The sequence below is a fragment of the Flavobacterium sp. 11 genome, from assembly GCF_002754315.1.
In the GTDB taxonomy this organism is placed as follows: Bacteria; Bacteroidota; Bacteroidia; order Flavobacteriales; family Flavobacteriaceae; genus Flavobacterium; species Flavobacterium algoritolerans.
Genome location: NZ_PEFE01000001.1, coordinates 3017948 through 3041113, shown reverse-complemented (window position 1 = coordinate 3041113; position 23166 = coordinate 3017948). Strand labels below are relative to the sequence as shown.

Sequence of the window (23166 nt, the reverse complement as noted above, 5' to 3'; positions counted from 1 at the left end):
TTCTATTATAAAATTACGAAGAATTGGTAACATTGATTTTTTTTTTCTACCAGTAACCTAAATACTCGTTGAAATGTAATTTTTTATTAAAAAAGCTTTTTTTTATTTTAAATTTTTAACATTTATTTAGTTTTAAAATAAGTTATACCATAATAATTTTAATATTTTATTTTAAAATAAGTTAAGACATAGAAAATAATTATTAAAAGGGTGTTAAAAATTATAGAATAAAAATAAGCAATGTGATTTTTTTAACACATTTTTTTAATTGATTTACTTTAAAAAAAACTAATCCTTTTGATTGTAAATTTTGAATTCATCTTAATATTCAATGGTTTGTTTTTAAAATTAATAAACCTCGAAAGTAAAACTCCCAAGGTTTATAATTATTTAATATGATTAACTATTTTAAATACAAGTGTAATTACAAAGCAGTAATAATAAATTCACTTCTTCTGTTGAGTTGGTGTTCTTCTTCGGTGCAAATTACATCATCGGCGCATTTGTTTACCAGTTGAGTTTCACCGTATCCTTTACCTGTTAATCTGCTTGGATCAATACCATTTTTAACTAACCATTTGATGGTTGATTTAGCTCTTCTTTCAGATAAAGCTTCATTGTATTTGAAGGTTTGTCTGCTGTCAGTATGCGAACGGATGTCAATTTTCATTGTTGGGTTCTGATTTAAAACATCTAATATTTTTTCTAAATCCAAAGCCGCTTCTGGTCTGATGTTGGATTTGTCTAAATCGAAATAAATCATTTTGATACCAAAACACTTCCCTAAATCATCACCAACAGCGACTTTACATATTTCTTTTTCTAATGCAATAGGTAAATAGGTTTTTCCTGTTGTTGAGGAGATCGTTATTTTTTCTTCTTTAGTTGCGTATTCTGGTTTTTCAGCTCTTACATTGTACGTCTTTCCACATTCAACGGTAAAGCTATATTTTCCTTTCTCATCTGAAGTAGCAGTATTAATAACCTTAAATTGACTATCGTATAAGGTGATTTTTGCATCAGCAAGTACTTCACCTGTTTTTATATCAGTGATTTCACCATAAAGCAGTTGTTCACAAATCAGCCTTCTTGTTTCCAAAAATTTATAGATGTCGTCATAACCCTGACCACCGTCTCTATTGGAAGTAAAAAATCCTCTTCTTGATTTTGTATCAATTAAATAAGCGAAATCATCTTTAGGAGAGTTCACATCAGCACCTACATTTTGAACTTCACTAAAAGTGCCATCGGTATTTATTCGAGACATAAATACATCTAAACCTCCAAGTCCAGGATGTCCATCTGATGCAAAGTAAATTTCATTTTCATCATTGATAAAAGGGAAGGTTTCTCTTCCTTCAGTATTAATAGTATTGCCTAAATTCTCAGGGATTCCAAAAGTACCATCTTCATTTATCTTTACTTTGAACAAATCAGATTGTCCTAAAGTTCCAGGCATGTCAGAAGCAAAATACAATGTTTTTCCATCAGGACTTAATGCAGGATGTGCAGTACTGTAATTATCACTGTCAAAAGGCAGTTCGGTTACATTTGCCCATTTGTCATTCTCTAAAGTGGCTTTGTATATTTTTATTAAAGTAATTTTATTTCCATCTTTTCCTTTTTTACCATCGAGATAGTTGTTTCTGGTAAAGTACATAGTTTTTCCGTCACTACTAAAAGTAGGAGTAGATTCATGAAACTTAGAATTTATGGTTCCATCAAACTTTTTTGCAGCACCCGTTGTCAAGTCTTCTCCTAAGTCAGCCGTGTACAAGTTTGTAAAATACTGATTGGTCCATTTGTGTTTTCTTTGTCCAAGACTTCCGGTATCCCTTGCTGAAGCAAAAACTAATTTATTCGAATATAGTGCAGTTCCATAATCAGAATACATAGAGTTTATTCCGGCATCTTCAACTGTATACCTTCCGGAATTTGCTTTTATAGCTTCTAAATAGTTGGTGTTTTTTTTAAATAGTTTTCCTCTGGTATCGTTTCCTGATTTTTGGTTGAATAACTCCATCATCTCATTAGCCTTATCATTTTGGTCCATTGCTCTTAAAGACTGAGCATAACGATAATAATATTCCGGTTCTAAATTGGAGGTATCCATAGTAAATAATTCACCATACCATTTAGCTGCTTTATCGAACTGAGCATTAAAGTAGTAAGCATTCCCCAACTTTTTAAACAGATCCGCAGATTTATATCCTTTTTCAGCAACCCTTTCATAGGTTTTGATGGCATCTACATAAGCATAGCCGTCATACTTTTTATCGGCAGTAGCCAATTTTGCTTTTTGGGAATAAATGTTAATAGAAAAAACACTTACTATTGTTATGTAAAGGAGTATATTTTTTTTCATAATAATTGTTTTTAGAAGAATCTAGGAGTTATAATTTTAGCATTATTTTTAAATATTTCATAACGTAAAAATATTTCATGAGAACCGGAATTATAGTTATTCAAATTAGTGGTTTCATGGTCATAACCATATCCTATATACATTCCGTCAGTAACTTGAAATCCAACCATCGCACTTATTGCGGCAGACCATCTGTAAGCTAGCCCAACAACAAATTTATCATTGAACATAAAATTTCCTGATACATCCAGTTGAAGCGGTGCTCCTTCAACTATTTTAGAAAGCACCGCAGGCTTAAATTTAATTGAATTATTTAGATCAAATACATAACCTGCAATTAAGTAATAATTGATTTTTTCTTTAAAAATGGCTACTTCATTATCATCGTAACGGTTACTTTCTATGAAATTAGGAACAGAAAACCCTATATAGGCTTTGTCTGAATGTAAATAAACACCAGCTCCAATATTTGGGGTGAATTTATTATCGAAATCATGCAGACTAGGATCATCATCAACAGGATTTAATCGGTTGACATCCAAGTTGAAAAAGTTAGCAGTTGCTTTGATTCCAAAAGATAGTTTAAAAGTTTCAGAAGTGGGGACTGTGTATGATAAATCAGCTGAAATTGTATTTTCAGTGGTAGGCCCAATTTTATCATTTATAATTGATACTCCCAAACCTAAATTATTTTCGTTGAGTGGAGTATTTACAGAAAGTGCATTAGTAACTGGAGCACCATCAAGTCCTACCCATTGTGTACGATGTAGTGCAAAAATACTTAAAGCACCTCTTGATCCGGCATAAGCAGGATTAATATTGATTGTGTTGTACATGTATTGAGTAAATTGGGCATCTTGTTGTGCAAAACTTACTATGGCTGTAAACATCAAAACGAAAGAAAATAATTTTGTTTTCATAGTAGATATTTATTATTTTAAATTATCTATCGAACTCATCTATAAGAATCCGGCAGTTTAGTTTATAAATTTAATAACTGTTATCGGTTAGTTGAAATAGGGCTATTTTTATTATTTTTTATTATACATGAGGACTTTTTGTCCTCATGAATACATTTCATTATTTAGTAAGGTATAAATATCCGTCTTTTTTATTGGTTATGATTTTTCCATCATTATCAACAGATGTATAATTTAAAATATAGAAGTAAGTTCCTGTAGGTAAACCTGAGGATTGTTGAATAGTTGATCTACCACCTGAAATTCCATCAAATACATTACTTGTATTATTATATCCTTTGGTTTCAAAAACCAACACTCCCCAACGATTATAAATCTCTACCGTGTTTTCTGGGTAACAAACAGTATCGTCAATATTATCGATTATGAATTTTTCATTAATTCCGTCACCATTTGGAGAGAAGGCATTGTGAACTAAAACTGTTCCACAGGCTAATACAATACCACCACAATCAGTATCTATTGTCATATTAATTCTTATAGTTTCTGAACAGGCATTGTCAATTTTATATTCAAATGTATAATTTCCACCAGTAAGTCCCGAAGCATTAAAAATGTCACCTTGTAATGAACCAGAATTATTTACATCAATCCAAGTTCCGTTTGTAGGCGTTCCCAATGGTAAAAGTTCTCTTAGATTTGCAGTTGTAATTTCTCCGCTATTACAAACTGAACCGTTTATAGAGACAATACTGTTTGTAACAGCAACATTGATGATTTGAATAAACTCAGATGTATTTCCACAAGTATCTGAAACAGACCATTTTCTAACAATTGAATAGGAATTATCAGTTTTGTTAATAATTGTTTCTGAATATACTGCTGTTGTAACAGTAGAACAATTATCTACAAATACAAGGTCAGGTTTTACAGGAATTGAATTACAATTGGTATTTACTGTTGTATTGAATTCAGTAGTTGTAATGGGACCAGTTGTGTCAATTACATTTATGGTTTGTGAAGTTGTAGCAACATTTTCACAAGCATCTTTTGCGGTCCAAGTACGCGTTAGTGTATAAGCACCGGCACATAAACCTGGAGTAGATGTTTGGCTGAAAGTTACTGTAGCATCTCCACAATTATCAGTAGCGGTTAAGGTAGGGGCAGTTGGAACAGCACTACACTGAACAGTTACATTCGCTGGTAAAGCTTCCACAAATACAGGAGCAGTTGTATCTTCCACAGTCACAATTTGAGTATGGGTTGCAGTAAGACCACAAGCATCTTTTGCAGTCCAAGTACGCGTTAGTGTATAAGCACCGGCACATAAACCTGGAGTAGATGTTTGGCTGAAAGTTACTGTAGCATCTCCACAATTATCAGTAGCGGTTAAGGTAGGGGCAGTTGGAACAGCACTACATTGAACAGTTACATTCGCTGGTAAAGCTTCCACAAATACAGGAGCAGTTGTATCTTCTACAGTCACAATTTGAGTATGGGTTGCAGTAAGACCACAAGCATCTTTTGCAGTCCAAGTACGCGTTAGTGTATAAGCACCGGCACATAAACCTGGAGTAGATGTTTGGCTGAAAGTTACCGTAGCATCTCCACAATTATCAGTAGCGGTTAAGGTAGGGGCAGTTGGAACAGCACTACACTGAACAGTTACATTCACTGGTAAAGCTTCCACAAATACAGGAGCAGTTGTATCTTCCACAGTCACAATTTGAGTATGGGTTGCAGTAAGACCACAAGCATCTTTTGCAGTCCAAGTACGCGTTAGTGTATAAGCACCGGCACATAAACCTGGAGTAGATGTTTGGCTGAAAGTTACTGTAGCATCTCCACAATTATCAGTAGCGGTTAAGGTAGGGGCAGTTGGAACAGCACTACACTGAACAGTTACATTCGCTGGTAAAGCTTCCACAAATACAGGAGCAGTTGTATCTTCCACAGTCACAATTTGAGTATGTGTTGCAGTAAGACCACAAGCATCTTTTGCAGTCCAAGTACGCGTTAGTGTATAAGCACCGGCACATAAACCTGGAGTAGATGTTTGGCTGAAAGTTACTGTAGCATCTCCACAATTATCAGTAGCGGTTAAGGTAGGGGCAGTTGGAACAGCACTACACTGAACAGTTACATTCGCTGGTAAAGCTTCCACAAATACAGGAGCAGTTGTATCTTCTACAGTCACAATTTGAGTATGTGTTGCAGTAAGACCACAAGCATCTTTTGCAGTCCAAGTACGCGTTAGTGTATAAGCACCGGCACATAAACCTGGAGTAGATGTTTGGCTGAAAGTTACTGTAGCATCTCCACAATTATCAGTAGCGGTTAAGGTAGGGGCAGTTGGAACAGCACTACACTGAACAGTTACATTCGCTGGTAAAGCTTCCACAAATACAGGAGCAGTTGTATCTTCCACAGTCACAATTTGAGTATGGGTTGCAGTAAGACCACAAGCATCTTTTGCAGTCCAAGTACGCGTTAGTGTATAAGCACCGGCACATAAACCTGGAGTAGATGTTTGGCTGAAAGTTACTGTAGCATCTCCACAATTATCAGTAGCGGTTAAGGTAGGGGCAGTTGGAACAGCACTACATTGAACAGTTACATTCGCTGGTAAAGCTTCCACAAATACAGGAGCAGTTGTATCTTCTACAGTCACAATTTGAGTATGGGTTGCAGTAAGACCACAAGCATCTTTTGCAGTCCAAGTACGCGTTAGTGTATAAGCACCGGCACATAAACCTGGAGTAGATGTTTGGCTGAAAGTTACCGTAGCATCTCCACAATTATCAGTAGCGGTTAAGGTAGGGGCAGTTGGAACAGCACTACATTGAACAGTTACATTCGCTGGTAAAGCTTCCACAAATACAGGAGCAGTTGTATCTTCCACAGTCACAATTTGAGTATGGGTTGCAGTAAGACCACAAGCATCTTTTGCAGTCCAAGTACGCGTTAGTGTATAAGCACCGGCACATAAACCTGGAGTAGATGTTTGGCTGAAAGTTACTGTAGCATCTCCACAATTATCAGTAGCGGTTAAGGTAGGGGCAGTTGGAACAGCACTACACTGAACAGTTACATTCGCTGGTAAAGCTTCCACAAATACAGGAGCAGTTGTATCTTCTACAGTCACAATTTGAGTATGGGTTGCAGTAAGACCACAAGCATCTTTTGCAGTCCAAGTACGCGTTAGTGTATAAGCACCGGCACATAAACCTGGAGTAGATGTTTGGCTGAAAGTTACTGTAGCATCTCCACAATTATCAGTAGCGGTTAAGGTAGGGGCAGTTGGAACAGCACTACATTGAACAGTTACATTCGCTGGTAAAGCTTCCACAAATACAGGAGCAGTTGTATCTTCTACAGTCACAATTTGAGTATGTGTTGCAGTAAGACCACAAGCATCTTTTGCAGTCCAAGTACGCGTTAGTGTATAAGCACCGGCACATAAACCTGGAGTAGATGTTTGGCTGAAAGTTACCGTAGCATCTCCACAATTATCAGTAGCGGTTAAGGTAGGGGCAGTTGGAACAGCACTACACTGAACAGTTACATTCGCTGGTAAAGCTTCCACAAATACAGGAGCAGTTGTATCTTCTACAGTCACAATTTGAGTATGGGTTGCAGTAAGACCACAAGCATCTTTTGCAGTCCAAGTACGCGTTAGTGTATAAGCACCGGCACATAAACCTGGAGTAGATGTTTGGCTGAAAGTTACTGTAGCATCTCCACAATTATCAGTAGCGGTTAAGGTAGGGGCAGTTGGAACAGCACTACACTGAACAGTTACATTCGCTGGTAAAGCTTCCACAAATACAGGAGCAGTTGTATCTTCCACAGTCACAATTTGAGTATGTGTTGCAGTAAGACCACAAGCATCTTTTGCAGTCCAAGTACGCGTTAGTGTATAAGCACCGGCACATAAACCTGGAGTAGATGTTTGGCTGAAAGTTACTGTAGCATCTCCACAATTATCAGTAGCGGTTAAGGTAGGGGCAGTTGGAACAGCACTACACTGAACAGTTACATTCGCTGGTAAAGCTTCCACAAATACAGGAGCAGTTGTATCTTCCACAGTCACAATTTGAGTATGGGTTGCAGTAAGACCACAAGCATCTTTTGCAGTCCAAGTACGCGTTAGTGTATAAGCACCGGCACATAAACCTGGAGTAGATGTTTGGCTGAAAGTTACTGTAGCATCTCCACAATTATCAGTAGCGGTTAAGGTAGGGGCAGTTGGAACAGCACTACATTGAACGGTTACATTCGCTGGTAAAGCTTCCGCAAATACAGGAGCAGTTGTATCTTTTACGGTAATCACTTGTGATTTAGAAGATTCATTACCACAAGCATCTTTAGCTATCCAAGTTCTGGTCAACGTATAGTTACTGGCACAAGTTTCGTTCATATTAGATTTCACTTCTTTGTATGAAACCACTGGATTTGCATCACAATTATCGGTAGCGGTTAAAATAGCTGCTTCAGGCACTGCATTACATTCCACTGTTACATCGATAGGAACTTCGCTTAAAATAGGAGCAGTATTGTCTTGAATTTTTATAGTTTGATTAGCTGTAGTTTTATTTCCGCATGCATCAGTTACGGTCCAAGTTCTTGAAATAATTTTATTTCCAGCACATTCACTAGCAGGTTTCATACAAACACTTTTGAATTTGATGCTACCATTTACACTAGCTTGTTTTCTTGAGAAGATAAACCAAGTTCCATTCATCAAACCTGTGAGATTTTCAAAGCTTGAAACAAAAGAAGTCAAACCAGTAATAGTATTCGTAGAGGTTGTAGCTCCGTTCGGAGTAAAGTTTAGACTTACGCCTTCTTGAATATTATTATTGTTATTCCATTGTGTATATCCTGAACTATTTGGATAAAAAACAGGGGAATATGTTTCGGTGGAGCTTGGAGAAGCATCATCACAATTTCCGCCTTCACAATAAGGTCCAACTAAAATTACTGCTTGCCCATTAGGAGCCACTAAAGTAAATTCAGCTCTACCTTTCCCTTGATTGGTTTCAAAAGTTAAAGCAATATTTTCAATCTTACTAGCAGATAGACCATCATAACCAGAAATTGTAAATGGGAAATAATTACCATTTCCAGCATTAATTTCTGTATCATCAGCAGTTCCAAAACAATCAGTATCTGAGTAGCTTACTGCTGGATTTGAATCACATGTGTCTTTTATGTTAGTTACTGTTCCTGTTGTAGAAGGATCAACATTTGCAATACAATTTGCACCAGCATTTATGGTAATATTTGCAGGTACTGTAAAAGTAGGAGCAGTGATGTCTTGAACATTAATCGTTTGTGATTTTGTTGAAGAATTGCCACAATCGTCAACAGCCTTCCAAGTTCTAGTTACAGAGTATGAACCTGCACATTGACCTTTAGTCGTTACATCGTCAAAAGTCAAAGAAACGGATGTGTCAACATAATCTGTTGCACTTGCTTCAGCAAACTCAGGTTTTGCAGGACAGTTAATAGTTATTTCATTTGGTAGTTGACTAATTACGGGAGGAGTACCATCTCCATCTGTCACGGTAGCCGAAGCAGTGGTAGTACAATTATTAGTATCTGTTATAGTCACATTGTAAGTTCCTGCAACAACAGAGTCAAGGTCTTGCGATATTGCTCCATTACTCCAAAGGTAAGTATACGGTGCAGTTCCACCAGAAACGGATAAGTCAACGGCTCCATTCCCGCCTTTACAAAGCACGGCAGTTGCAGTTGCCGAAGCAGCTAAAGCATTCGCTGGTTCCGTCACGGTAGCCGAAGCAGTGGTAGTACAATTATTAGTATCTGTTATAGTCACATTGTAAGTTCCTGCAACAACAGAGTCAAGGTCTTGCGATATTGCTCCATTACTCCAAAGGTAAGTATACGGTGCAGTTCCACCAGAAACGGATAAGTCAACGGCTCCATTCCCGCCTTTACAAAGCACGGCAGTTGCAGTTGCCGAAGCAGCTAAAGCATTCGCTGGTTCCGTCACGGTAGCCGAAGCAGTGGTAGTACAATTATTAGTATCTGTTATAGTCACATTGTAAGTTCCTGCAACAACAGAGTCAAGGTCTTGCGATATTGCTCCATTACTCCAAAGGTAAGTATACGGTGCAGTTCCACCAGAAACGGATAAGTCAACGGCTCCATTCCCGCCTTTACAAAGCACGGCAGTTGCAGTTGCCGAAGCAGCTAAAGCATTCGCTGGTTCCGTCACGGTAGCCGAAGCAGTGGTAGTACAATTATTAGTATCTGTTATAGTCACATTGTAAGTTCCTGCAACAACAGAGTCAAGGTCTTGCGATATTGCTCCATTACTCCAAAGGTAAGTATACGGTGCAGTTCCACCAGAAACGGATAAGTCAACGGCTCCATTCCCGCCTTTACAAAGCACGGCAGTTGCAGTTGCCGAAGCAGCTAAAGCATTCGCTGGTTCCGTCACGGTAGCCGAAGCAGTGGTAGTACAATTATTAGTATCTGTTATAGTCACATTGTAAGTTCCTGCAACAACAGAGTCAAGGTCTTGCGATATTGCTCCATTACTCCAAAGGTAAGTATACGGTGCAGTTCCACCAGAAACGGATAAGTCAACGGCTCCATTCCCGCCTTTACAAAGCACGGCAGTTGCAGTTGCCGAAGCAGCTAAAGCATTCGCTGGTTCCGTCACGGTAGCCGAAGCAGTGGTAGTACAATTATTAGTATCTGTTATAGTCACATTGTAAGTTCCTGCAACAACAGAGTCAAGGTCTTGCGATATTGCTCCATTACTCCAAAGGTAAGTATACGGTGCAGTTCCACCAGAAACGGATAAGTCAACGGCTCCATTCCCGCCTTTACAAAGCACGGCAGTTGCAGTTGCCGAAGCAGCTAAAGCATTCGCTGGTTCCGTCACGGTAGCCGAAGCAGTGGTAGTACAATTATTAGTATCTGTTATAGTCACATTGTAAGTTCCTGCAACAGCAGAGGCAAGGTCTTGCGATATTGCTCCATTACTCCAAAGGTAAGTATACGGTGCAGTTCCACCAGAAACGGATAAGTCAACGGCTCCATTCCCGCCTTTACAAAGCACGGCAGTTGCAGTTGCCGAAGCAGCTAAAGCATTCGCTGGTTCCGTCACGGTAGCCGAAGCAGTGGTAGTACAATTATTAGTATCTGTTATAGTCACATTGTAAGTTCCTGCAACAACAGAGTCAAGGTCTTGCGATATTGCTCCATTACTCCAAAGGTAAGTATACGGTGCAGTTCCACCAGAAACGGATAAGTCAACGGCTCCATTCCCGCCTTTACAAAGCACGGCAGTTGCAGTTGCCGAAGCAGCTAAAGCATCAGCCGGTTCCGTCACGGTAGCCGAAGCAGTGGTAGTACAATTATTAGTATCTGTTATAGTCACATTGTAAGTTCCTGCAACAGCAGAGGCAAGGTCTTGCGATATTGCTCCATTACTCCAAAGGTAAGTATACGGTGCAGTTCCACCAGAAACGGATAAGTCAACGGCTCCATTCCCGCCTTTACAAAGCACGGCAGTTGCAGTTGCCGAAGCAGCTAAAGCATTCGCTGGTTCCGTCACGGTAGCCGAAGCAGTGGTAGTACAATTATTAGTATCTGTTATAGTCACATTGTAAGTTCCTGCAACAACAGAGTCAAGGTCTTGCGATATTGCTCCATTACTCCAAAGGTAAGTATACGGTGCAGTTCCACCAGAAACGGATAAGTCAACGGCTCCATTCCCGCCTTTACAAAGCACGGCAGTTGCAGTTGCCGAAGCAGCTAAAGCATTCGCTGGTTCCGTCACGGTAGCCGAAGCAGTGGTAGTACAATTATTAGTATCTGTTATAGTCACATTGTAAGTTCCTGCAACAACAGAGTCAAGGTCTTGCGATATTGCTCCATTACTCCAAAGGTAAGTATACGGTGCAGTTCCACCAGAAACGGATAAGTCAACGGCTCCATTCCCGCCTTTACAAAGCACGGCAGTTGCAGTTGCCGAAGCAGCTAAAGCATTCGCTGGTTCCGTCACGGTAGCCGAAGCAGTGGTAGTACAATTATTAGTATCTGTTATAGTCACATTGTAAGTTCCTGCAACAACAGAGTCAAGGTCTTGCGATATTGCTCCATTACTCCAAAGGTAAGTATACGGTGCAGTTCCACCAGAAACGGATAAGTCAACGGCTCCATTCCCGCCTTTACAAAGCACGGCAGTTGCAGTTGCCGAAGCAGCTAAAGCATTCGCTGGTTCCGTCACGGTAGCCGAAGCAGTGGTAGTACAATTATTAGTATCTGTTATAGTCACATTGTAAGTTCCTGCAACAACAGAGTCAAGGTCTTGCGATATTGCTCCATTACTCCAAAGGTAAGTATACGGTGCAGTTCCACCAGAAACGGATAAGTCAATGGCTCCATTAGTCCCGTTACAAAGAACATTTGTAGTAGTGGTTGAAGTCAATAATGCAGCGGGCTGTGTTATAGTTGCTGACGAAGTTGTAATACAACCCTTTGCATCTGTAACTGTAATTGTATAAGTTCCAGAGGCAAGACCAGTAGCTGTTGCTGAAGTCTGAATGGGAGTACTATTCCATAAATAGGTATAAGGTAATGTTCCGCCTGATGGCATAGTAGTTAAAGATCCGTTATTTCCTCCGTTACAAGATACATTAGTTTGTTGAGAAATAGAAGTAATAAGTTTGTTAGGAAGATTTATAGTTTTAGATACTGTATTAGTGGCTGGTATTGGTGTTCTTGAATCAGTAACAGTTAATGTGGCAGTAACATTTACTCCAGTGGTAGTGTAATTATGAAGTGGACTTATAGCTGTAGAGGTTGTTCCGTCTCCAAAATTCCATAAATATGTGAATGGAGCTTTTCCACCATTTGTTTTATTAGAAAATTGCACAGCTACACCACTATTAGTTGCACAAGAGGTAGAATAATCATATTGAACAGCTAAAGGAGCTGTAAAAACTGTAGTTGTGCCAAATTCACATTGCGAGTTCGAATAGGTTTGACAATCATAAGTACTGTTTGCGTTAAGTTCAGAATCTCCATTACCAGGTTTCCAAACCACCAATACATTAGTAAACGATAAGGTTTGACCGCAAACCCAGTTTACTGGAACTGTTGTCAATTTAATTTTCCCCCCAGATGTTCCTTTTGTTGAGGCTAAAGTCCCAACATATGTATTAATCTGCATTGGTGTACCGCCACCTATTGATAATGTAGCAAATACTCTTGTATTTGGAATGTCATTATTTTGATTTTGGGTATAATTTAGCCAAATAGTTACGCTATAAGTGTCTACACCAGCGATGCAAGTAGGATAAACATCTTCTAAAGGAGTCCCGTCATTAATAGTTGCGCTTAGATAAACATTTTTGGCAGTTACATTTCCGGATGGGCATGAATAATTACATGATCTTAAATCTGGATGTTGAGCATCAATTTGTGAATATATATTACCAGCAAACATAAACAAAGCCAGTAAAAGAAGGGTAATTTTTGTTTTCATACAATCAAATTTTTTATATGCTGTTTGTAATTAATTTTATTGATAGATTATGGGCATTTTTATAAAAATTATCATTTTAATCACAACTGAATTAATTTAAATGATTCTTTTTCTTATTCAAATCCTTGATTTCTATGCTAAACTAATTAGAATGATTTAATTCTAATTTTTTTTCCTATCAACTACCTAAATACTCGTTGAAACGACATTTCTTGTTAATTAAATATTAAATAAAAGCACTTGTTTACTATGTTTGTTAATGTTTTTTTTCATCTTTTTAACATTTTTAAATTTTTATTGCAATTCTTGTTATGAAATAAAAAACAAGATAAAACTTAATAATTTACGAATACTATCTCTTTTCTTTGTAAGAATAGTTTCTGTATAAATGTGTTTTTATTTATAAAAGAAAAATAATTCATAAAATTTAATTTTCATCATTTGAATTTAAATAAGCAATTGCATTTAAAATTTATTTTTGTAATTTGTAAGCTCAAATAAATTGAAACAATGCCATTGATAAATAAATATTGATAGTATGAAAAATCTAATTTTAGTTCGGCATGCAAAATCAAGTTGGGAAGTCCCAATGCATGATAAAGATCGTGGTTTGACTTGTCAGGGAATGAAAGATGCGCATCTTGTTTCTGCTCATGCTAAAGATTTTATCCCCAAAACGTATATTATTTGGGCCAGTTCTGCAAAAAGAGCAACAGACACAGCGTTAATTTTTGCTCAAAATTTGGCCTATCCTATTGAAAGTATCGTTTACAAAGACGACCTTTATACCTTTGATGAAAAAAAACTGGAGGAAATTATTAAATCATGCAGTAATCTTTTCGAAAGTGTTATTGTTTTCGGACATAATGGTGCCATTACAAATTTTGTTAATAAATTTGGGGATGATTATTTTGATAATATTCCTACAAGCGGTTTTGTATCCTTGAAGTTTGATACCGATGATTGGAAAAAAATTAAAAAAGGTAAAATAAAAAAAACAATATTTCCCAAAGATTTAAGATGAATAAAGTATTAGAATATAAATACATTGATAGAGAAAAAAGTTGGTTAGCTTTCAATGCCAGAGTACTTCAAGAAGCTGGTGATAATTCAGTTCCACTATTAGACAGACTACGATTTTTAGGTATATTTTCGAATAATTTAGATGAATTTTTCAGAGTTCGTTTCGCCGCTATAAGACGATTAAGTCTTACAGGAATCACTGGAGAAAAGTATCTCGGAGGGATTTCTGCTCAGCAATTAGTAAAAGATATAACTGAAATTGTAATCCAACAACAATCAGAAAGTTTACGAATATTAAATATTATTGAAGCTGAACTTGAGACTGAAAATATATTTATTATTACTGAAAATGATATTACAATTGAGCAGGAAATCTTTTTGAAAGACTTTTTTATTCAAAAACTAAGTCCTGAATTAGTAACCATAATTTTGAATGATTTAGCAGAATTTCCCGTGTTGAAAGACACTTCGGGATATTTAGCCATTAAACTGGTTATGAATAAAAATTCTGAAGTTCGTTATGCCGTAATCGAAATTCCAAAAACAATTAACCGTTTTGTTGTTTTACCATCCAATAATGAAAAGCATTATATCATACTTCTGGATGATGTAATTAGACATAATTTGAGTAGTATTTTCAATATTTTTGACTACAAAAGTGTTTCTGCACACATGATAAAAATTACCAGAGATGCTCAATTAGACATCGATAGTGATTTAAGCAAAAGTATGATTGAAAAAATATCATTGAGTGTTAAAGATCGTAGAATTGGTGAACCGGTTCGCTTTATTTACGACCAATTAATAGAAGAAGATACCTTGCAATTTTTTCTTGATAAAATGAAAATCGTTTCTACTGACAGTATTATTCCTGGCGGAAGATACCATAACAGACGCGATTACATGAATTTTCCAAATCTGGGTAGATTCGATTTATTATACAAAACCAATGATCCTTTGCCAATTCCTGGATTGAGTCTTGAAGGCAGTATGTTAGAAAAAATAAGCGAAAGAGATTATTTGCTAAATGCTCCATATCAATCCTTTTCATATCTGACAAAGTTTTTGCGTGAAGCGGCATTAGACCCAAAAGTAACTTCAATTAAAATTACTTTGTATCGATTGGCCAAAAATTCTCAAATCATTAGTTCTCTTATAAATGCAGCCAAAAACGGAAAAAAAGTAACCGTTCAAATCGAATTGCAAGCTCGTTTTGATGAAGCTTCCAATATTTCGTATGCTGAGCAAATGCAAACAGAAGGCATCGAGTTAATTTTTGGAATAAAAGGACTAAAAGTACACAGTAAAATATGTGTTATTGAAAGAAATGAGAATAATAAAATAAGACGATACGGCTTTATTTCGACAGGGAATTTCAATGAATCTACTGCAAAAGTGTATACTGACGTAACTCTTTTTACGAGTCATCAACAAATTCTGAAAGATATCATGCGAATATTTGAGTTTTTTGACATCAATTATAGAGTGCATCGCTACAAACATCTTATTGTTTCCCCGCATTACACCAGAAGCCGATTTATAAAATTAATTGATAGAGAGATTACGCATGCATTAGCAGGAAGAAAAACACATATAAAGCTAAAAATGAATAGTTTATCTGATTTTGAAATGATAGATAAACTGTACGAAGCGAGTAGAGCAGGAGTGAAAATTCAACTTGAAGTCAGAGGAATTTGTTCTTTGATACCAGGAATTCCAGGAATGAGCGATAATATTGAAGCTATAAGTATAGTAGATAATTATTTAGAACATTCTAGGATTTATATTTTTGGTAATGCAGGACAAACTGAAGTTTACATTTCTTCAGCTGATTTTATGACCAGAAATCTCGATGGGCGTGTTGAAGTTACCTGTCCAATATACGATCAGGAAATAAAAAATGAGTTAATTGACAACTTCGATATAGGTTGGAAAGGCAATGTAAAAGCCCGTTTTCATTCTTATAAATTAGATAATAAATACAGAGTCCGAAATCATAATCCTGTTTTTAGAGCGCAATTAGAAACTTACAAATACTATCAGAGTAAAGTTGAATTAGAGTCAAAAACGGAAAAAATAGTATAATTATTTATTCAAGTTTAGTTTAATATTTCAATAATTTTTTGATTTTAGAATTAATAAATAGACTAATTAATTACTAAAAGAATAAACGAATCAAATCCAAAATGATTAAAATAAAAAAATATGCAGCAATCGATATTGGCTCTAATGCCATGCGTTTATTGATTGTGAATATTGTAGAACAAGAAGGAAAAGAGCCGCAGTTTAATAAAAGTTCATTAGTGCGTGTTCCAATTCGTCTTGGCCAAGATGCCTTTACTGTAGGTGAAATTTCTGAAGAGAATTTAGAAAGAATGTGTGATGCTATGAAAGCTTTTAATCTTTTGATGAAGGTGCATAAAGTGGAACGTTATATGGCATTTGCAACCTCAGCTATGCGTGAAGCTTATAATGGTAAGGAAGTTGTAGCACTGATTAAGAAAAAAGCCGATATAAAAATAGAAATTATAGACGGTAAAAAAGAAGCAGCAATAATTGCTTCAACTGATTTGCATCATTTATTAAAAACGGACCAGACTTATCTTTTTGTAGATGTTGGTGGTGGAAGTACAGAGTTTACCTTATTTTCTAATGGTAAAATGATAAATTCAAGATCATTCAAAGCAGGAACAGTACGTTTACTAAATGATATGGTTTGTGATGTTGTATGGGATGAAATTGAAAAATGGATTAAGACAAATACAGAGGAATACGAAGAAGTTATTCTAATAGGATCTGGCGGAAATATTAATAAGCTGTTCAAGATGTCCGGAAAAATACAAGAAAAACCATTGTCGTATATTTATATGAATTCCCAATACGCTTTCTTGAATTCACTTTCGTATGAACAAAGAATCTCAGAATTAGGTTTGAATCCGGATCGTGCCGATGTTATTATTCCTGCTACAAGAATTTATCTGAATGCCATGAAATGGAGTGGAGCAAGAAATATTTATGTTCCTAAAATTGGACTTTCTGATGGTATTGTAAAAGCGATGTATTACGGTAAAATATAATTTATAGATATGAATAAAAACAGACTTGAAGCATTTAGCGATGGAGTTTTGGCTATCATAATTACTATAATGATACTGGAAATAAAAGTTCCGGAAGGAGCAAATTTCAGTGATTTAATGATGCTTGCGCCTAAATTTTTAAGCTACATATTGAGTTTTGTTTACGTGGGAATTTATTGGAATAATCACCATCATATGCTTCAAAGTGTAACTAAAGTGAATGGTAAAATTCTTTGGGCAAATCTTCATTTGTTATTTTGGTTGTCATTAATTCCGCTATCATCGGGATGGATGGGAGAACACAATTTTGCTAAAGCCACGATTACTTTTTATGGAGTTATTCTGTTTTTTTCAGCAATAGCTTTTTGGTTATTGCAAAATATAATTATTGCCAGTGAAGGGCAAAAATCTATATTAGCAAAAGCGCTTGGAAACAATTTTAAAGGAAAAATATCGAATCTTTTGTACTTAATCGGAATAGTTATTTCTTTTTTCTATGAATTCATAGCAGCCGCAATTTATATTATCGTTGCAATAATTTGGCTTGTACCTGATAAAAGAATTGAAAAAGTGATTAACTCTAAAGAATAATTACAATCCTTATTTTAAAAATTAAGCATCTAAATCTAATCCAAATGTTGTTCGTAAAAGTTCAATATTTGGATTTATTTCATGAAGTCTGTTGTAGCGATCTTGGTCGTTAAAGCTTCTTTTACTTTCAATACTTTCATTCACAATAACCTCAATTGTGATGTCGTGATTGTGCAAATGCCCTTTTAAATGTCCTAAAAGTCCATTCAATTCTTTTTCAAAATCTAATTTAGAACCTTCATTTGGCAATTCAATTGTGATAGCAGTTCCATTTAGTTTAGGATCGTTAATAAGCAATAACGACTCCATAATTTTATAACCTTTATCTCCTAAACGTTGTGCATATTTGTTCCAATGCAGTAACATTTCTGTTTCAGTAAAAGATTCTGTTGGCAAATGTGCCACTTCTTTTACAATTCCTCTAGTACTTTCTTCCAATGCTTTTTTGGCACGGATACTCGATAATGAAAACGCAGAAACCTTAGGTTCGTTAGATTGTGGAATCTCGATTTTTACTGTAGGACTTGGAACAGGAATTGAAGGAGCACTAACTATAGCTTTCGGTTCTTTTTCTTGAACACTCGCTACAATTGGAGTGTTTGCAATACTTTCTATTTTAGCTTTTGGACTTTCTACAATCGAGTAATCGTTCTTTCTAAAATAAGTAGGTGGAATTATATATTGCTCAACTTTTTTTTTTCTCCATCAAAAGTGATAGAGGCAAGTTGCATCAGGCAAAGTTCAACAAGAAGTCGTTGATTTTGGCTGAGTTTGTATTTTAAATCACAATCATTTGCAATTTCAATTCCTTTCAAAAGAAAGTCTTGACTGCATTTTTGAGCTTGCACGCCATACATTTGTTGTGCTTGTTCACCAACTTCTAATAAAGATAAAGTTGCGGGCGTTTTAGAAACTAATAAATCTCTAAAATGCGAAGCCAATCCGGATACAAAATGATGGGCATCAAATCCTTTGGCAAGAATATCGTTGAAAGCGATTAGTAAATCTGGAATTTTGTTTTCCAGAATCAAATCGGTGGTATTAATATATGTTTCGTAATCCAACACATTCAAGTTTTCCGTAACGGCCTGACGTGTTAAATCTTTACCACAAAAAGAAACTACTCGGTCAAAAATAGACAAAGCATCTCGCATCGCACCATCAGCTTTTTGAGCTATGATATGCAAAGCGTCATCTTCAAAGTTCACACCTTGACTGGTGGCCACTTCGGCAAGATGTTCTTTAGCATCTTTTACGGTAATTCTTTTGAAATCAAATATTTGGCAACGAGAAAGTATCGTTGGAATAATTTTATGTTTTTCGGTCGTAGCCAATATAAAAATGGCATGTTTTGGCGGTTCTTCCAATGTTTTCAAAAAAGCATTAAAAGCGGCCGAAGACAACATGTGAACCTCATCTATAATATACACTTTGTATTGTCCCGTTTGTGGCGGAATACGAACTTGGTCAATTAGATTACGGATATCATCAACAGAATTGTTTGAAGCAGCATCTAATTCGAAAACATTAAAAGCAAAATCTTCATTTGGATCATCATACCCCGGTTGATTTATCTTTCGAGCCAAAATACGGGCGCAAGTTGTTTTACCAACGCCACGCGGTCCTGTGAATAATAATGCTGAAGCTAAGTGATTGCTTTCTATGGCATTCAATAAAGTATTGGTAATGGCTTTTTGTCCTACAACATCTTTAAATGTTTGAGGACGATATTTACGAGCCGATACAACAAATTGTTCCATAGAATTTTTATTCGAAAGCAAATATAGGTTTTAATTTAATGATGGAAAAATTTAAGGATTGAAAGATTTTATAATTTTTTAAATGGTTTTTATATGCCAAATTTCCTAGCCCAGATAAAAGTGGGAATCATTATGAGTCGTGGTTCGGCGAATAAGATTGTAATGGATAGCTGGACACGAGCGAAGCGAACAGTAGAATAAATTGCTCCTGATAAATTGTAATTTCAAGTGTTTAAAACTCTTGAAGAATTTAAAAATTTCAATCCCGAAAGTGGATATTCCGAAACTCCTTTTTGTTGTATTAATACTTTGAATTTCATACCCATATCCATTAATAATCTATAATTTATAAGTGATTCTTGCATGGCTAATGCTACATTATTTGGATTATTATTTAATATTGAATTTTGATATTCTTTTATACCCAGTGCTAATAAAAATTCAGCTTGATTCACAATTCCACAAGGTTCTATCCCGTATTGTAAACCCCAATGTGATATAGCTGAAAAGTTGATATGAGTTGTGATGTCTTGTTGGCCAATAAACTGATACGGATTGTCGCTTTTATGATGTTTATAATAACACAGGAGTGTCCCGAAACTTCTCCGATTGTTATATAATTCAGACGATAACGAGCCATAATCAATCGTGATTACATAGCCTTTTTGTAAAGATTGAGAAACTTCTTTTATCCAAGATAAGGCTTCCAAATTGACTTCTGTTCGAAATCCTTCAGGCAATTGTACTTTTAATGTTTCGAAATATTTAATAAGTTCAGTCTTTGCAGGTTTTAAAATTTCAATAAAACCATCTTTGTAATCAACGAACACTTCTTTAAGCTGTTCTTCCATAATTACTTGATGAACAGAAAAATTATCAATCAATTCATTTGATAACACACAGCCGTTAATTTCAGGGATATCTTTAATGGAGTTGTACCAGTTTACTTTTTTGCGTAAATGTTTCTTTTGAATCTCCCGCATACTGGTACTTTTCTCGATAATGCAGTAGGTTAGGTTCTCATATAAAGGAATGTTGTTTTCGAGATAATCTAAAATATCATGACACAATAAACCGGTTCCAGCACCATATTCAATAATTTTAAAAGGTTTTTTTTCTAAGTTTTGCCACATTTCTTCGATTTGGCGTCCTATCATTGCGCCAAAATCAGCAGTAAGATTTGCACTGGTGTAAAAATCACCATCTGCTCCAATCTTGTTTTGGGCCGAATTATAATATCCTAATTCCGGGTAATACAATGCCATCTCCATAAAATCCCGAAAAGAGATTGGTCCTTTTTTCTTAATCCGCTCTATTATGATTTCGGAAAGTAGCATCGAACTTAAATAATTAAATTTCTTGAAGTTCTATTTCTTAAAATAAGAAGCTATACAATAATTAGAGTTTGCATTGTCCACTGGATTCAATGCATAATTTTTCCAGAACAAGCGCAGCTTCACTATCTGAATTTGCGGAAAAACCAGCTACAAAAACTCCTTTTTCTCCAGAAGCAGCACTGATACCATAAACCACAGATTCTTCTCCAGGGTCAGTATCTCCTTCATAGCGATACACATGATTTACTTCAAATTTATGTGGATTTGCTTTAATATCATCCTGATGAATATTAAAATCATAGGTAAAACCTTTTTCTTTTAAATCTTCTAAAGCTTCTATAACGGTGGTATAATGGTACGTTGGTTTCATGATTAATGGAAGATTAATTGTTATTTATAAAGATAACTATTTTATTACTAAGTCATTGTGAAATGGTTGTTAAAGTAAATAATCTAAAATTGAGATACATGAAAAATTGTTGTAATTTCGCACCGCAGACCGCCTTATCGCCGTTTTGAGCAATCAAGAGGGAGGAAAGTCCGGACACCATAGGGAAGCATAGCGGGTAACTCCCGTCGGTTCGAGTAATCGGATTAGGACAAGTGCAACAGAAAGTATGTACAGGTAATGCTGTAGTGAAACCAGGTAAACTCTATGCGGTGAAATATCAAGTATATCAGCATTTAAGGGCGTCTCGTTCGTTGCTGAAGGGTAGATAGCTTGAGTCCCGAAGTAATTCGGGATCTAGATAAATGATAAGGCTCTGATTTATCGGAGACAGAATCCGGCTTATAGGTCTGCATTTTTTTATTAAACCATTTAATAAAAGTAAGGATTGTGAAATCTAAAAGAGAACCATTAAGAAATTAAGTTTCATTAAGTCGCAATGCTTAATTTTCTAAATTTCTTAATGGTTTAATTTTTAAATAGCAGGTATGAAAACAAGAATTGGGATTTTAGGACTCGGAGGAGTAGGCGGTTATTTTGGAGGATTATTGGCTAAAGCTTATTTTGAATCAGATACTATCGAAATCATATTTATTGCCCGAGGCGAAACCCAAAAAGTAATAGCCCAAAATGGATTGAAAATTATTGCTGATACTAAAGAACTAATTGTTTTCCCTAGTTTGGTTTCCAATAATCCAGATGAAATTGGGAAACTCGATTACCTTATTTGTGCGACTAAAACCTATGATATCGAAACCAGTTTTGAATCCATAAAAAACTGTATTACCAAAAACACGATAATCCTACCTTTATATAATGGTGTCGATGCCACGGAACGCATACAAATACTATTTCCTAAAAATACGGTTTTGCAAGGTTGTGTGTATATAGTTTCGATGATTGAATCACCGGGAATTATCAAGAAAATAGGTCTTTATGAAAAACTATTTTTTGGTTCTAAAAATGCTCCGGTTTCTAAGTTGAATGAATTGCAATCCATTTTCGAAAATGCTAATATCGAAAGTTATCTTGTAGAAAATATTGAAGAAACGGTTTGGGAAAAGTTCATTTTTATTTCCGCTTTGGCTTCAGCAACTTCGTATTTAAACCAAAACATAGGAGGGATTTTGAATCATCCTGAAAATAAAGCGGTTTATATTTCATTGTTAAACGAGATAACTGCTGTCGCTTTTGCAAAAGGGCTATCGTTACCAGATGCTATTGTTGCTCAAACAATTATCAAACTAGAAAAAACTCCAAAAGACGCCACTTCATCGATGCACAGAGATTTATTGGCAGGAAGAAATACCGAAGTAGTTTCCTTAACAGAATATGTGGTAAAAGCAGGTGTAGAATATGGTGTTGCAACTCCGATGTATCAGATTATTTTAGATGAATTAAGTAGAAATAAAGCTTAATTTTAAAATAAAATTCTGACAAATTAGAATTTAATTATTATGTTTGCTCCCGATTTAATCAAATGATGTATCGACAACTTAATAATAATTATACATGCAATTATCAGTATTTAAAAATGGTAAAGTGGCTCTTGTAGCTCTTTTTATTTTAATAACAATTTCACACACTTACGCACAAGAAAAACCAGCCGTAGAAAAAAGTCAATTTAAGATAAATGTGTTGCTTCCGGGATTTGTTTACGAACATGGCTTAAGCGATAAAAACACTCTTTACTCTGAATTGAGTTCAGGTTACGGATACACATCTAATAGTTTTGGGAAAACCTGGACCTTCTATCCTTATATTAATGAGCAGTTTCGTCATTATTATAATTTAGAGAAAAGGGCAGGAAAAGGAAAAGTTACTTCCCATAATTCCGGAGGATTTGTTGCTATGGCCGCTTTATATAATTTCAGATCGATTTCTACGAATGATAACTTTTTACCTGAAAATGCATCGATAACTCTAGCGCCGGTTTGGGGTTTTCAACGAACGTACAAAGGCAATTTTAATCTTGATTTGAATATGGGTGTTGGTTATAATTTTGACAAAAACGACAGTGAATTAGCTGTAGTTTTAAACTTTACTTTGGGTTGGGTAATTGGGAAATAGTTGCTTTAAATGGTTAGTAAAAACAAAAAAGCTCTTGTAATTTACT

General features: G+C 35.7%; 14 protein-coding genes and 1 other RNA gene. 8 read left to right on the top strand and 7 right to left on the bottom strand.

The window, feature by feature from the left end; translation table 11 throughout:
- Window positions 1-424: 424 nt before the first annotated feature.
- The 3 genes from CLV00_RS13245 to CLV00_RS13235 all read right to left on the bottom strand — a co-directional run bounded on the left by CLV00_RS13245 (window position 425) and on the right by CLV00_RS13235 (window position 12814).
- Window positions 425-2365 carry an OmpA family protein gene (locus CLV00_RS13245; protein WP_099715627.1) on the bottom strand — a complete coding sequence of 647 codons (1941 nt, stop codon included), beginning with the start codon at window positions 2363-2365 and terminating at the stop codon, window positions 425-427.
- Between the two features lie 11 nt (window positions 2366-2376).
- Window positions 2377-3285 (bottom strand): type IX secretion system membrane protein PorP/SprF, encoded by a 909-nt coding sequence (locus tag CLV00_RS13240; RefSeq protein WP_099715626.1) that lies wholly within the window; start codon window positions 3283-3285, stop codon window positions 2377-2379.
- A 160-nt stretch (window positions 3286-3445) separates the two neighbouring features.
- A complete protein-coding gene (locus tag CLV00_RS13235; RefSeq protein WP_099715625.1) occupies window positions 3446-12814 on the bottom strand; it encodes a gliding motility-associated C-terminal domain-containing protein in 9369 nt (3122 codons plus the stop codon).
- Between the two features lie 538 nt (window positions 12815-13352).
- On the opposite strand from CLV00_RS13235, the gene CLV00_RS13230 reads away from it, so the two are divergent.
- The 4 genes from CLV00_RS13230 (at window position 13353) to CLV00_RS13215 (ending at window position 17505) form a co-directional block, all read left to right on the top strand.
- Window positions 13353-13838 (top strand): histidine phosphatase family protein, encoded by a 486-nt coding sequence (locus CLV00_RS13230; RefSeq protein ID WP_099715624.1) that lies wholly within the window; start codon window positions 13353-13355, stop codon window positions 13836-13838.
- Window positions 13835-15922 (top strand): polyphosphate kinase 1, encoded by a 2088-nt coding sequence (ppk1, locus tag CLV00_RS13225; RefSeq protein ID WP_099715623.1) that lies wholly within the window; start codon window positions 13835-13837, stop codon window positions 15920-15922. The genes CLV00_RS13230 and ppk1 overlap by 4 nt, the downstream gene beginning before the upstream one ends.
- A gap of 101 nt (window positions 15923-16023) precedes the next feature.
- The gene (locus CLV00_RS13220) at window positions 16024-16914 is read left to right on the top strand and encodes a Ppx/GppA phosphatase family protein (RefSeq protein ID WP_099715622.1); all 891 of its coding nucleotides are present in this window, start codon (window positions 16024-16026) and stop codon (window positions 16912-16914) included.
- A 9-nt stretch (window positions 16915-16923) separates the two neighbouring features.
- Window positions 16924-17505 carry a TMEM175 family protein gene (locus CLV00_RS13215; RefSeq protein ID WP_099715621.1) on the top strand — a complete coding sequence of 194 codons (582 nt, stop codon included), beginning with the start codon at window positions 16924-16926 and terminating at the stop codon, window positions 17503-17505.
- A gap of 21 nt (window positions 17506-17526) precedes the next feature.
- Here the strand turns inward: CLV00_RS13215 and CLV00_RS13210 are convergent, their stop codons facing one another.
- Complete coding sequence (locus tag CLV00_RS13210) at window positions 17527-17943, bottom strand: DNA polymerase III subunit gamma/tau (RefSeq protein WP_233206906.1); 417 nt, start codon at window positions 17941-17943, stop codon at window positions 17527-17529.
- A 7-nt stretch (window positions 17944-17950) separates the two neighbouring features.
- On the opposite strand from CLV00_RS13210, the gene CLV00_RS16650 reads away from it, so the two are divergent.
- Window positions 17951-18082 carry a hypothetical protein gene (locus tag CLV00_RS16650; protein WP_255409052.1) on the top strand — a complete coding sequence of 44 codons (132 nt, stop codon included), beginning with the start codon at window positions 17951-17953 and terminating at the stop codon, window positions 18080-18082.
- A gap of 97 nt (window positions 18083-18179) precedes the next feature.
- Here the strand turns inward: CLV00_RS16650 and dnaX are convergent, their stop codons facing one another.
- The 3 genes from dnaX to CLV00_RS13195 all read right to left on the bottom strand — a co-directional run bounded on the left by dnaX (window position 18180) and on the right by CLV00_RS13195 (window position 20972).
- Window positions 18180-19265 carry a DNA polymerase III subunit gamma/tau gene (gene dnaX, locus CLV00_RS13205; protein ID WP_099715620.1) on the bottom strand — a complete coding sequence of 362 codons (1086 nt, stop codon included), beginning with the start codon at window positions 19263-19265 and terminating at the stop codon, window positions 18180-18182.
- A 224-nt stretch (window positions 19266-19489) separates the two neighbouring features.
- Window positions 19490-20602, bottom strand: a complete 1113-nt coding sequence (locus tag CLV00_RS13200; protein ID WP_099715619.1) for a class I SAM-dependent methyltransferase — start codon at window positions 20600-20602, stop codon at window positions 19490-19492.
- A 61-nt stretch (window positions 20603-20663) separates the two neighbouring features.
- Window positions 20664-20972: a hypothetical protein gene (locus CLV00_RS13195; RefSeq protein WP_099715618.1), complete on the bottom strand. Its 309-nt coding sequence runs from the start codon at window positions 20970-20972 to the stop codon at window positions 20664-20666.
- 121 nt (window positions 20973-21093) lie between these two features.
- On the opposite strand from CLV00_RS13195, the gene rnpB reads away from it, so the two are divergent.
- The 3 genes from rnpB to CLV00_RS13180 all read left to right on the top strand — a co-directional run bounded on the left by rnpB (window position 21094) and on the right by CLV00_RS13180 (window position 23120).
- An RNA gene (gene rnpB / locus CLV00_RS13190) (RNase P RNA component class A) lies at window positions 21094-21411 on the top strand.
- A gap of 127 nt (window positions 21412-21538) precedes the next feature.
- Window positions 21539-22468 carry a ketopantoate reductase family protein gene (locus CLV00_RS13185; RefSeq protein WP_099715617.1) on the top strand — a complete coding sequence of 310 codons (930 nt, stop codon included), beginning with the start codon at window positions 21539-21541 and terminating at the stop codon, window positions 22466-22468.
- Between the two features lie 94 nt (window positions 22469-22562).
- Window positions 22563-23120 carry a hypothetical protein gene (locus tag CLV00_RS13180; RefSeq protein ID WP_099715616.1) on the top strand — a complete coding sequence of 186 codons (558 nt, stop codon included), beginning with the start codon at window positions 22563-22565 and terminating at the stop codon, window positions 23118-23120.
- The last annotated feature ends 46 nt before the right edge of the window (window positions 23121-23166 follow it).

Bases quoted from the DNA above. Each gene is read 5' to 3' on its own strand.
- CLV00_RS13195 (WP_099715618.1), bottom strand. From the start codon at position 20,972: ATGAAACCAACGTACCATTATACCACCGTTATAGAAGCTTTAGAAGAT.
- ppk1 (WP_099715623.1), top strand. From the start codon at position 13,835: ATGAATAAAGTATTAGAATATAAATACATTGATAGAGAAAAAAGTTGG.
- CLV00_RS13220 (WP_099715622.1), top strand. From the start codon at position 16,024: ATGATTAAAATAAAAAAATATGCAGCAATCGATATTGGCTCTAATGCC.
- dnaX (WP_099715620.1), bottom strand. From the start codon at position 19,265: ATGGAACAATTTGTTGTATCGGCTCGTAAATATCGTCCTCAAACATTT.
- CLV00_RS13215 (WP_099715621.1), top strand. From the start codon at position 16,924: ATGAATAAAAACAGACTTGAAGCATTTAGCGATGGAGTTTTGGCTATC.
- CLV00_RS13180 (WP_099715616.1), top strand. From the start codon at position 22,563: ATGCAATTATCAGTATTTAAAAATGGTAAAGTGGCTCTTGTAGCTCTT.
- CLV00_RS13235 (WP_099715625.1), bottom strand. From the start codon at position 12,814: ATGAAAACAAAAATTACCCTTCTTTTACTGGCTTTGTTTATGTTTGCT.
- CLV00_RS13245 (WP_099715627.1), bottom strand. From the start codon at position 2,365: ATGAAAAAAAATATACTCCTTTACATAACAATAGTAAGTGTTTTTTCT.
- CLV00_RS13185 (WP_099715617.1), top strand. From the start codon at position 21,539: ATGAAAACAAGAATTGGGATTTTAGGACTCGGAGGAGTAGGCGGTTAT.
- CLV00_RS13230 (WP_099715624.1), top strand. From the start codon at position 13,353: ATGAAAAATCTAATTTTAGTTCGGCATGCAAAATCAAGTTGGGAAGTC.
- CLV00_RS13240 (WP_099715626.1), bottom strand. From the start codon at position 3,285: ATGAAAACAAAATTATTTTCTTTCGTTTTGATGTTTACAGCCATAGTA.
- CLV00_RS13200 (WP_099715619.1), bottom strand. From the start codon at position 20,602: ATGCTACTTTCCGAAATCATAATAGAGCGGATTAAGAAAAAAGGACCA.